General features: G+C 73.4%; 9 protein-coding genes and 1 riboswitch. Of the genes, 5 read left to right on the forward strand and 4 right to left on the reverse strand.

Translation table 11 applies throughout. The annotated features are described in order from the left end of the window. Positions 1–15: 15 nt before the first annotated feature. Both AB0398_RS25365 and AB0398_RS25370 read right to left on the reverse strand, forming a co-directional pair. Positions 16–1,035 carry a DUF4073 domain-containing protein gene (locus AB0398_RS25365; protein ID WP_366377923.1) on the reverse strand — a complete coding sequence of 340 codons (1,020 nt, stop codon included), beginning with the start codon at positions 1,033–1,035 and terminating at the stop codon, positions 16–18. A 460-nt stretch (positions 1,036–1,495) separates the two neighbouring features. After that, positions 1,496–2,419: a LysR family transcriptional regulator gene (locus tag AB0398_RS25370; protein WP_366377924.1), complete on the reverse strand. Its 924-nt coding sequence runs from the start codon at positions 2,417–2,419 to the stop codon at positions 1,496–1,498. A 145-nt stretch (positions 2,420–2,564) separates the two neighbouring features. Here AB0398_RS25370 and AB0398_RS25375 point away from each other — a divergent pair, with 145 nt between their 5' ends. Both AB0398_RS25375 and AB0398_RS25380 read left to right on the forward strand, forming a co-directional pair. Next, a complete protein-coding gene (locus AB0398_RS25375; RefSeq protein WP_366377925.1) occupies positions 2,565–4,001 on the forward strand; it encodes an MFS transporter in 1,437 nt (478 codons plus the stop codon). A 130-nt stretch (positions 4,002–4,131) separates the two neighbouring features. Beyond that, positions 4,132–5,190, forward strand: a complete 1,059-nt coding sequence (locus AB0398_RS25380) for a mechanosensitive ion channel domain-containing protein (RefSeq protein WP_366377926.1) — start codon at positions 4,132–4,134, stop codon at positions 5,188–5,190. Positions 5,191–5,214: 24 nt separating this feature from the next. Here the strand turns inward: AB0398_RS25380 and AB0398_RS25385 are convergent, their stop codons facing one another. Beyond that, positions 5,215–5,922: a phenylalanine--tRNA ligase beta subunit-related protein gene (locus AB0398_RS25385; protein WP_366377927.1), complete on the reverse strand. Its 708-nt coding sequence runs from the start codon at positions 5,920–5,922 to the stop codon at positions 5,215–5,217. 57 nt (positions 5,923–5,979) lie between these two features. Then, entirely contained in the window at positions 5,980–6,816 is an 837-nt protein-coding gene (locus AB0398_RS25390; RefSeq protein ID WP_366377928.1) for an EamA family transporter, read from the reverse strand. 150 nt (positions 6,817–6,966) lie between these two features. On the opposite strand from AB0398_RS25390, the gene AB0398_RS25395 reads away from it, so the two are divergent. From AB0398_RS25395 to AB0398_RS25405, 3 genes are all read left to right on the forward strand, one after another. Then, positions 6,967–7,551: an XRE family transcriptional regulator gene (locus AB0398_RS25395; protein ID WP_366377929.1), complete on the forward strand. Its 585-nt coding sequence runs from the start codon at positions 6,967–6,969 to the stop codon at positions 7,549–7,551. Positions 7,552–7,926: 375 nt separating this feature from the next. After that, the gene (locus AB0398_RS25400) at positions 7,927–8,499 is read left to right on the forward strand and encodes a hypothetical protein (protein ID WP_366377930.1); all 573 of its coding nucleotides are present in this window, start codon (positions 7,927–7,929) and stop codon (positions 8,497–8,499) included. Between the two features lie 250 nt (positions 8,500–8,749). Beyond that, entirely contained in the window at positions 8,750–9,022 is a 273-nt protein-coding gene (locus AB0398_RS25405) for a hypothetical protein (protein ID WP_366377931.1), read from the forward strand. 86 nt (positions 9,023–9,108) lie between these two features. Then, a riboswitch (cobalamin riboswitch) is annotated at positions 9,109–9,294 on the forward strand. The last annotated feature ends 207 nt before the right edge of the window (positions 9,295–9,501 follow it).

The raw sequence follows: 9,501 nt of genomic DNA on the forward strand, positions 1-9,501 counted from the left end.
GGACGGGTCCGGGCGTCAGATCCGCGTCGAGAGCGGGACCGTGATCTGCTTCAGCCAGCGGCCGGCCGCGAAGTCCCGCGCCCTGACGACGACGCGGTCGTGGAAGACCTCGACCTGGAGCCCCTGGTTGAACGTGCCGGGGACGGAGACCTCGCCGCCCTTGCCGTCGTCCGTGAAGCCCGTCTGCACGGCCCCCGTGTTGACGACGGAGAAGCCGTCCAGGTTGGCGGTGCCGGGGACGACCCTGCGGACGTACCAGTCGGACAGGGCGAGGTCCCAGTGGGTGTGCCCGCAGAAGAGGAAGACGTCGCGGTGGCGGCCGAGGATCCCGAGGAGCCGGTCCGCCTGGAGGTAGTCGCGGTAGTACAGCCGGTTGTGGCTGCCGGAGACGGTGTTCGGGAGCGGGTGGTGGGTGACGACCATGACGGGCTTGCGGCGGCGCGCCCAGTACGCGAGGCGCTGTTCGAGCCAGGTGAGCTGCGCCTCGCTCAGCCACACCTCGTCCCAGAGCTTCGGGTCGTGGTAGTGCATGTACTTCTCGGTGCCGAGGCTCAGCACCGGGATGCCGCCGAAGGAGTGCTCGGCGTGCACCGTGTTGCGGCGGGCGAAGCGGTAGAAGCTCCGGAAGAGGGAGTCCTCGGTGGTGCCGTTGGGCCAGGTGTCCTGCGCGAGGGTCGACGGGTCGCGCCACTTGGGCACGTAGAACTCGTGGTTGCCGATGGCCCAGGCGACCGTACGGGCGTGGGTGTGGCGCGCGAGTTCGGCGGAGACCTCCGCGTACTCGGCGTCGTAGCCGCGCGGGGTGATGTCTCCGGCGACGGCGAGGCCCGAACTCCGGGGGTTGGTCCGGTTCATGTCCTCCAGGGCCACTCCGAGGTCCTGGAGGTCGCCCTGGATGTCGCTGATGACGTTGAAGGCGGTGACGGGCCGCCCCGGGCCGGCGTGCGCGGGCGTCGCCGCGCTCGCCGGGGCCGGGGAGACGGCGACCGCGCCCACCGCGCCCGTCGCGGCGGTGAGGAGAGACCTGCGATCCACAGAGGGTTCCTTCCGGTTGCGGCGGTGCCGCCGACGGGCCCCCGCCCCGGCGTCGGCGCCTGCCCGGGCGCCGCGCACACGCGTCCGGGGCACCGCCCTTCGAACTGGACCCGTTATACGTACGCGACCTTGTTGGACCGCCGTCCGGCTCCGGGTGTCCGGGGCGTGAACGCGTTCCGGCGGGGAGGCGCCGACACGCGCTCACGCCGGGATCACCCGGCCCTTGGGGGCGGGGACGGCGAAGAAGGCGAGGACCGCGAGGGCCGCCGCGAGCAGCAGGGCGCCGGACAGCGCGACCAGTTGCGGGCCTTCGCCGATCCCGGCGACGAGTGCGGCCGCGACGAGGACGCCGGGACGGCCGGGAGGGCCGCGGCCGGGAGCGCGGCCTGCACGAGGGCGCCGGCCCAGAGGATCGTGCCGGGGCGGGCCCGGTCCCGGGCGCCGATCGTGTCGGGGAGGCTCAGCCGGGCCCGTCGCCCAGTTCGCTCCTGACGGCCTCGCCCACCAGGCCGCGCAGCCAGGCGTGGGCGGGGTCGGCCTCGTAGCGGGGGTGCCAGGCGAGGGAGAGCCGCAGGGTCGGCAGGTCGAGGGGGATCGGGAAGGTGACCAGGCCGAAGCGGCGGGCCGTGGCCGAGTGGACGTGCTCTCCGAGGATGCCGACGAAGTCGGTGTCGAGCAGGGCGAGGAGGGCCGAGGCGAAGGTCGGGTAGACGGCCACGACCCGCCGTGTCAGGCCGTGTTCGGCCAGGGCCGTGTCGATCGGGCCGGTGAACCGGCCCCGGCGCGAGTGGTTGAGGTGGTCGGCGGCGGCGAACCCGGCGAGGGTGACCCCGCCGTCCAGGAGCGGGTGTCCGGCGCGGACGACGCCCACGAAGCGGTCCTCCAGGAGCGGTTCGATCCGGGTCTCGGGGCCGGTGCCGGCGATGTGGCCGAGTTCCAGGTCGGCCAGGTCCTCACGGAGGAACTGCACGTCCTGCGGCCCCTCGCCAAGGAACCGGAGGGAGACGCCCGGGGCCTCGGCGCGCATCCGGGTCAGGAGCGGCGCGCCGAGGCGGACGACCAGGGACTCGTCCGCCTGGACGGTGAAGACCCGTTCGAGGAGGGCCGGTTCGATCGCGCCGGCCGGTGCGAAGACGGCCCGGGCCCGTACGACCAGTTCGTGGACCTCGGCCCGTACGGCCAGGGCGCGCGGGGTGGGGACCATGGACCGCCCGGACCGGACCAGTACGGGGTCGCCGAGGGCGCGCCGGATGCGGCCGAGAGTGCGGCTCATCGCGGGCGACGACAGGTTGAGCCGGTCGGCGGCGCCGCCGACGCTGCCCTCCTCCAGGAGGGCGTCCAGGGCGACCAGCAGGTTCAGATCCAGATTCAGATTCAGTTGCATGGCGTGCACTTATCTCTTCGCGAAGTTGCATTTGAAGGCAAGTCCGGTGCGACCCTACCGTGGCGGTGCGGCTGGCCGGCCCCTCTCCTCACCTTCGGTCCTTCTCCGGTTCTCCACCGGTCTCTTCGAACGAAAGATCCTTCCCATGCTCCTGGATGAAGTGCGTTCCTCGCCGCGTCCCGCCGGCCGCCGGACCGTGTACGCCGTCATGGCGGCGTGCTCCGTGCTGGTGGTGTCGCTGGTGGCGGCGGTCAACCTGGCGGTCCCGAAGCTGGCGGCGAGCACGCTCGCGCCCTCCCCGGGCCAACTCCTCTGGATCGTCGACGCCTACGTGCTGGTGTTCGGCTGCCTGCTGATCCCCGCCGGCGCGCTCGGCGACCGGTACGGCCGCAAGGGCGCGCTGCTGACCGGTCTCGCCCTGGTCGCGGCCGGCGCTCTGGTCTCCGCGGCGGCTCCGGGCGTGGCCGTCCTGCTCGCGGGCCGGGTCGTCACCGGCGCCGGAGCGGCGCTCGTCATGCCGGCCACCCTGTCGCTGATGCTGGAGGTGACCGAACCGGCCGGACGGCCGCAGGCGGTCGCCGTCTGGACGGCCGCGACCGGCGTCGCTGGTGTCGTCGGGAACGTCGGCGGGGGCCTGGCCCTCCAGTACCTGCCGTGGCAGGGCCTGTTCCTGTCGGTCGCGCCGCTCGCCGCCGTTCTCGGCCTCCTCGCGGCCCGTTTCGCCCCGCGCGGCGAACGGCGGCCCGCGACCCCGGACCCGGTCGGCTCGGTCCTGCTCGTCGCGGGCGTCGGGGCCCTGCTGTACGGGATCGTGGAGGGGCCCTCGTCCGGCTGGGTCTCCGTGCCGGTGGTCGGCGGACTGCTCGCGTCGGCCGCCCTGCTCGCGCTGTTCGCGGTGTGCTCGCTGCGCTCGGACCGTCCGCTGCTCGACCCGCGCGTCTTCCGCGCCCGCAGGCTGCGGGCCGGTTCCCTCGGCGTCGGGGCCGCGTTCTTCGGCCTGTTCTCCCTCTTCTACGTCAACGCCCAGTACCTCCAGTACGCCAAGGGGTACTCGCCGCTGGTCGCGGGCTGCGCGATCGTCCCGCTCGCGGTCGGCATGATGGTCGCCTCGCGCCACAGCGTCCGGCTGGCCGCCCGCTTCGGCGACGGCGTCGTCGCCGTCGGGCTGGCCGGCATCGTCGGAGGGCTCGTCCTGATGTCCTTCGCCACCGCCTCCACCCCGTACCCCCTCTACGCCCTCTGTCTCCTGGTCCTCTCCGTGGGCATGGGCCTGTGCGTGCCCGTCCTCTCGGCCGCCGTCATGACCTCCCTGCCGCAGGCCCGGGCGGGTCTGGGGTCGGGCCTGAACGGCGCGGCCCGTGAGATCGGCAGCGCGCTGGGCGTCGCCGTCATGGGGACGTCCCTCTCCTCGCACGGCTCGGAGGTCTTCTCCGCCGCGATGTCCTTCGGCTTGCGGGTCGTCGCCGGGATCGTCCTGGCCGTGTCCTTCGTCACCCTCGTGTGGTGGCGCGGCGGTGACGGGGCGCCGGAGACGGCCCCGGCGGGGTGGTCCGGGGAGGTCGGACGCGGTCCTGTGGGGTGATCCGGGCACGTCGGACGCGGTCCGGCGAAGTGGTCCCGGCACGTCGGAGGCGGTCCGGCGGGATGTTTGGGGTGCCGGTCGACGGTCAGGCGTGTCGACGAACCTGTTCGACTCATCGACTGGGGAGCACATGGAGAGCGTTCTTCGGCTGGCGGCGTCCGTCGGCGGCTCGGCACTCGTGGCGTTCGTCGTGGTCCGCGCGGCGGACGTGCTGGCGCGCCACGCGGACGCACGTCACCACGAGACACCCTTGTGGGGGCTGCTGCGCCGCTGCCGTACGCCCTTGTTCGTCGTCCTGCTGACCGCCCTGCTGCGCTGGACCTACCCGGCGTCGACCTTCGCCGTGCTGGAGGAACACGCCCAACTGGTGGGCCACGTCCTGCTGCTGTGCCTGATCGGCGGCGGTGCCTGGCTGACGATCCGGGCGGCCTCGGCCGTCGTCGAGTCCTCGTACGCGCGCTACGCCGTGCGGGCGCGGGACGCCGCGCGGCTGCGCCGGGTCCGTACCCAGGTCACGCTGATCATGCGGGTGGTGTCGGTCGCCGTCGGGGTGCTCGCCGCCGCCGTCGCCCTCGTCACCTTCCCCTCCTTCCGCACGCTCGGCACGTCCCTGCTCGCCTCGGCCGGCATCATCGGCATCGTGGCGGGCGTGGCGGCGCAGTCGACGCTCGGCAACCTCTTCGCCGGTTTCCAGATCGCCTTCGGCGACATGGTCCGCATCGGGGACACGGTCGTCGTCGACGGCGAGTGGGGCATGGTGGAGGAGGTGACGCTGACCTTCCTCACGGTCAGGACCTGGGACGAGCGCCGGGTGACGCTGCCCGTCTCGTACTTCACCTCGCGGCCGTTCGAGAACTGGTCGCGGGGCGGGGCGCAGATGACGGGGTCGGTCTTCGTCCACTGCGACCACTCCACGCCCGTCGCGCTGATGCGGGCCCATCTGCGCGAGTTCCTCGCCACCTGCCCGACCTGGGACGAGCGGGGCTGGGACCTCGCCGTCACCGACACCTCGCCGACCTCCATCACGGTCCGGGCGATCGTGACCGCCAAGGACGCCGACGACCTGTGGACGACCCGCTGCGCCGTACGGGAGGAGCTCGTGCGCTGGCTCGCGCGGGAGCACCCGGGCGCCCTGCCGAAGGTCGTCACCGCTTCCGTGCCCGGCGAGCCGGACGAGAGGGCGGCCTGATCCCCCGCGCGTCCGGGCGGCGGCTCAGAGGACGACGTGCGGGTGGTCCGGAGCGAGGTGCCGGACGGCGGTGCGCTCCGCGTGCGGGGCGAGCAGGTCGCGCAGTTCGTCCGCGGCGGTGTCGAGGAGCCGGCCGTCGTGGTCGGCGCGGAGGGTCTCCAGGGCGAAGACGACGCGGGTGGAGTCCTCGGTAACGCGGGTGCGGTGGGCGTCGCGGTGGTTCCAGTGGCGGGTGAGGATCCCGGCGGCGTCCGCGTAGACGATCTCGCCGGGCCGGGGGGTCTCGACGGTGTCGGGCTCGCCGAGCGGGGTGAAGGCCTCGGTGCCGTGGGCGGGGCGGATGTCGACGTCGCCGGTGACGTGGTCGAGGTCGAAGGCGCCGGCGGGCAGGCCGTGGCGGACGGAGACGGTGTTGTAGGAGTCCACGGCCGGGTTGATCCGCGGCAGGGCCCCCTTCTTGGCGAGACGGCGGCCGAGTGCGTCGACGCTGGGGCGGACGCGGCGGGGGTTGGTGCCGAAGGAGCGGTACGCGGCGTGCCAGGCCTCGATGCGGGGGTCGGTCTCGCCGGCGGGGAGCCAGGTGCCGTCGGCGAGCCGCCGTTCGAGCTCGGCCACGGCTTCGGCGGTGCGGGGCCAGGGCGCGCGGCCGCGCAGGCCGGTGGCGGTGACCAGGGCGATGCGGGTGCCGGGGAAGGCCTCGGCGACGGCGGGGGCGAGGCGGAAGGCGGTCATGGGGTTTTCCGTTCCGTGCGGGGGCGAAGGCGGTCTTCGTACGGGACGTCCCGGCCCTCAGGCCAGGGCGAGGAGGCCGACGGCGACGGCGGCCGCGCCGAGGCCGACGAGCTGGCCCCGGTGGATGCGCTCGGCGAGGACACCGCGGGCGAGCAGGACCGTGCCGGCCGGGTAGAGGGCGGTGACCACGGCGACAACGGCGAGGTCACCGCCGCGGACGGCGAGCAGGAAGAGCAGGTTCGCCACGGAGTCCAGCGCTCCGGCGGCGGCCGAGACGGCGTACGCGGGCTTCTCGGGGCCCAGCCTGCGGTACATCAGCCCGGCGGCGGCCAGGGTGACGGCCGAGGAGACCGCCCGGCCCACGATCAAGGGGGCCACTCCGCTGTCGGAGGGCGCCTGGTGGAGGAAGACCAGCTGGAGGGCGATGGCTGCGCCCGCGCCGAGGGCGAGCAGCAGGGCCGTACGGGAGGGGCGGACGGCTCCGGCGCCGTGCCCGGCACTGACGAGCACCACCGCCGCCAGCGCGAGCGGCAGGCCGAGGAGGCCTGCGGCGCCCAGGTGCTCGCCCTGGAGCAGGCCGACGCCGACGGGGAGCACGGCGGACACCAGGGCGGTCACGGGCGACAGGATGCTCATCGGGCCGATGGCCAGGGTCCGGTAGAGCAGGGCGAACGCGGCGGCCGAGGCGACGCCGGACGCGGCTCCCCAGCCGAGGGCGCCGGGGCTGAACGAGGCGCCGAGGAACGGCCACAGCAGCAGCTCGACCGCGAGGGAGGCGGGGGCGGCGACCATCACGGTGCGCAGGACGTGGGCCTTGCGGGCTCCCAGGCCGCCGAGGAAGTCGGCGCAGCCGTAGGCGAGGGAACTGCCCAGGGCCAGCAGCAGAGCGATCACGAAAACATCCTTGCCTTCTCAACAGAACGACCGAACCGTACAACGAACCGACCGACACGTGTCAACCGATCGACCGGGCGGTACATTCCAGTGATCCGCTCACGAAAACCGGGCGGAGGCCGGACGGGGATCGGGAAGGGTGATCGAATTTTGGCCGAGACAGAGGCGGCCCTGCGGACGCTCGCGCACAACGTCAGGACGGCCCGCGTCCGCGCGGGCCTGTCCCTCGACGAGCTCGGACGGCGCGCCAAGGTCAGCAAGGGCGCCCTGGTGGGCCTGGAGAAGGCCCAGGGCAACCCCAACTTCGCCACCCTGGTCCGGCTGGCCGACACTCTCGGGGTCTCGGTGTCCGCCCTGATGGAGGGCCCGGCGGAGGGCCGCGTCCGCGTGGTGGACGCGGCCGGCGTCGCACCACTGTGGACCGGCGAGCAGGGCGGCGAGGCCCGGCTCATGCTGACGACCTCGGGCCCGGCGCCGGTCGAGGTCTGGCGCTGGCGGCTGGAACCGGGCGAGGAGTACCCCAGCCACCCCCACCAGGCCGGGGTCGTCGAGACCGTCAGCGTCGCCTCGGGCCGGATGACCCTGGTCGTCGACGGCGTCGAGCACCCCGTCGGCACCGGCCAGACCGCCGCCTTCGACGGCGACACCACCCACACCTACCGGGGCGCCGGCACCGACACCTGCCACCTGATCATGACGGTCCACCTGCCCCCGGGCCCGGCTTCCACGTCCTGAGGGGCGCCGACCGGAGCCGCCTTCCCGTACCGGCGCGTACCGACCGGACCGGCTTTCGCCGACAAACGGGTACAGGACGGCCGATGGTGCGGGAGCATGCACGGAAACGGGACACGGCACGGTTTCGGGGGGATGCGTGGACAAGCAGGGTCGCGTGGACGCGGTGGACGCGGAGATGGCTTCCCGCCTCCTGCCCGACACGGTCGTAAGGGCGCTCAGCCGGTGGTGGGACGCGAACGAGGCGACGCACAAGGACGGAACACCCGGCGCACACACGGTCCGCTACACACCGGCCCGGTGGGCCGGGACCGCCCCCTGGCCCTCACGACTGGCACCCGTGACCGGGACCGGTGACGCGGAGGTCAGCGGGCAGGGGTGGCGGCGGCGGTCGCCGACGCGCTGGAGCGGGAGGCGTTCCGGGAGGCGCTGATCGCGACGTATGTATGGGGGAAGGGCAAGCGGGGCACCCAGGGCGGAAGCGGACCTTCGACCCTGCACAAGATCCTGGCGGTCGACGACCTGAACGCGGTGCTCGCGGACGCGGTCACCGCGCTGCGCGAAGCCGGGGCACGGGAAGCCTACGCCGGGCTCCTCGGAAGGGGTAACGGTCTCGGGCCCGCGTTCTCGACCAAGTTCCTGTACTTCGCCGGGCAGGCCCTGCCGCCCGCGCAGGGGCCGGCGCCGCTCATCCTGGACAGGGTCCTGGCGGAGCGCCTCCACCACCTGGCCGCCGCGGTCGGCCGGGAGACCGGCATCGACCCCGACGGGACGGCGACGGCCCGGGCGTGGAAGCGGTCGAACTGGTCGCCCCACCGTTACGGGGTCTACCTCTCCTTCATGGAGGCGTCCGCCCGCCAGTTGGCGGACACGAAAAGCTGGCCCTCCCGCGCCCGTCCGGACCTCCTCGAACGCGCTCTGTTCGCGACCGACTTGGCGACGCACGCCTGACCGGCCTCCGTCGCCTCCGAAGGCGTGGACGACCCACTCCCGCACCCCGGCCCCGAAGATGGGTGGCGACACCCATGACGCGAAGGGCCCGTTGGGTCAAGCTGTCCTCGGTCGAGAGCGTCGTCGCAGGTCAGATCGTTCGAGGACGGGACGGGGGCGGCGCGCGTCCGGTCCGTGGGGCGGGCGACGCACCACGGCGTTCGTCCCCTTCCGCCCTCGCGTTCCGTCCGTTCCTTCCGGAGAAGCCCCGATGCTCGTCCTCATCGCCCTCTCGGCCGTCGCCGTGTTCGGCTCGCTCGTCCTGTGCACCGTGACCGTCGCGCGGATGCGGGAGCTTCCGGCGTGGCGGCGGTTCCTCCCCCTGAGCCTCTTCCTGGTCGCGCTGGCCGCGAGCCTCCTGCGGGCCGTCGACGTCCGCGAGATCGCCGACGCGACCGCCTTCCCCCTCAACGCGGCGGCCGTCCTCCTGTCCGTGCGCGAGATCCGCGCCCGGCGGCGCCGGAACGCGGCCGAGGTCTCCTAGGGCCCGTCCGGCCATGAGCCGCTGGACGGGGGACGGGGGCGTACTCCCCCGGACGGCACGGCAGTTCGGGGTGGACTTACTAGGACGTCCAACTATATGTTCGTGGCACAAGGTCCGCGGTGCAGGGAAGCCGGCGTGAATCCGGCACGGTCCCGCCACTGTGACCGGGGAGCGTGCTGCCGTCCACACGTCACTGACGAGGTCCGTCGGGAAGACGGGCGGCACGCGGGGATCCGGGAGTCAGGATACCGGCCGCGGAGCGTTCCGTGTTGTCCACGAGGATGGAGCAGACACGCATGGCACCGGTCCGTACCCACGACCCTGGTGATCCGGCGGAGCGAGCGGCGACCCCCGCGCTCACCTACTGATCTTTTCGTTAGTTCGATGGGTATGGCGGCCGTGCTGGTGGGATCCTGGTGTGGTGTCTTTCAAGCCTTCGTCTGTGGTTCCTCCTTTGACGCGGCCGCAGTTGGCCGAGG

The sequence above is a fragment of the Streptomyces sp. NPDC086147 genome, assembly GCF_040702165.1.
Taxonomy (GTDB): Bacteria; Actinomycetota; Actinomycetes; order Streptomycetales; family Streptomycetaceae; genus Streptomyces.

Coding starts and splice junctions, on each gene's coding strand:
- AB0398_RS25370 (WP_366377924.1), bottom strand. CDS start 2,419: ATGCAACTGAATCTGAATCTGGATCTGAACCTGCTGGTCGCCCTGGAC.
- AB0398_RS25375 (WP_366377925.1), top strand. CDS start 2,565: ATGCTCCTGGATGAAGTGCGTTCCTCGCCGCGTCCCGCCGGCCGCCGG.
- AB0398_RS25380 (WP_366377926.1), top strand. CDS start 4,132: ATGGAGAGCGTTCTTCGGCTGGCGGCGTCCGTCGGCGGCTCGGCACTC.
- AB0398_RS25385 (WP_366377927.1), bottom strand. CDS start 5,922: ATGACCGCCTTCCGCCTCGCCCCCGCCGTCGCCGAGGCCTTCCCCGGC.
- AB0398_RS25405 (WP_366377931.1), top strand. CDS start 8,750: ATGCTCGTCCTCATCGCCCTCTCGGCCGTCGCCGTGTTCGGCTCGCTC.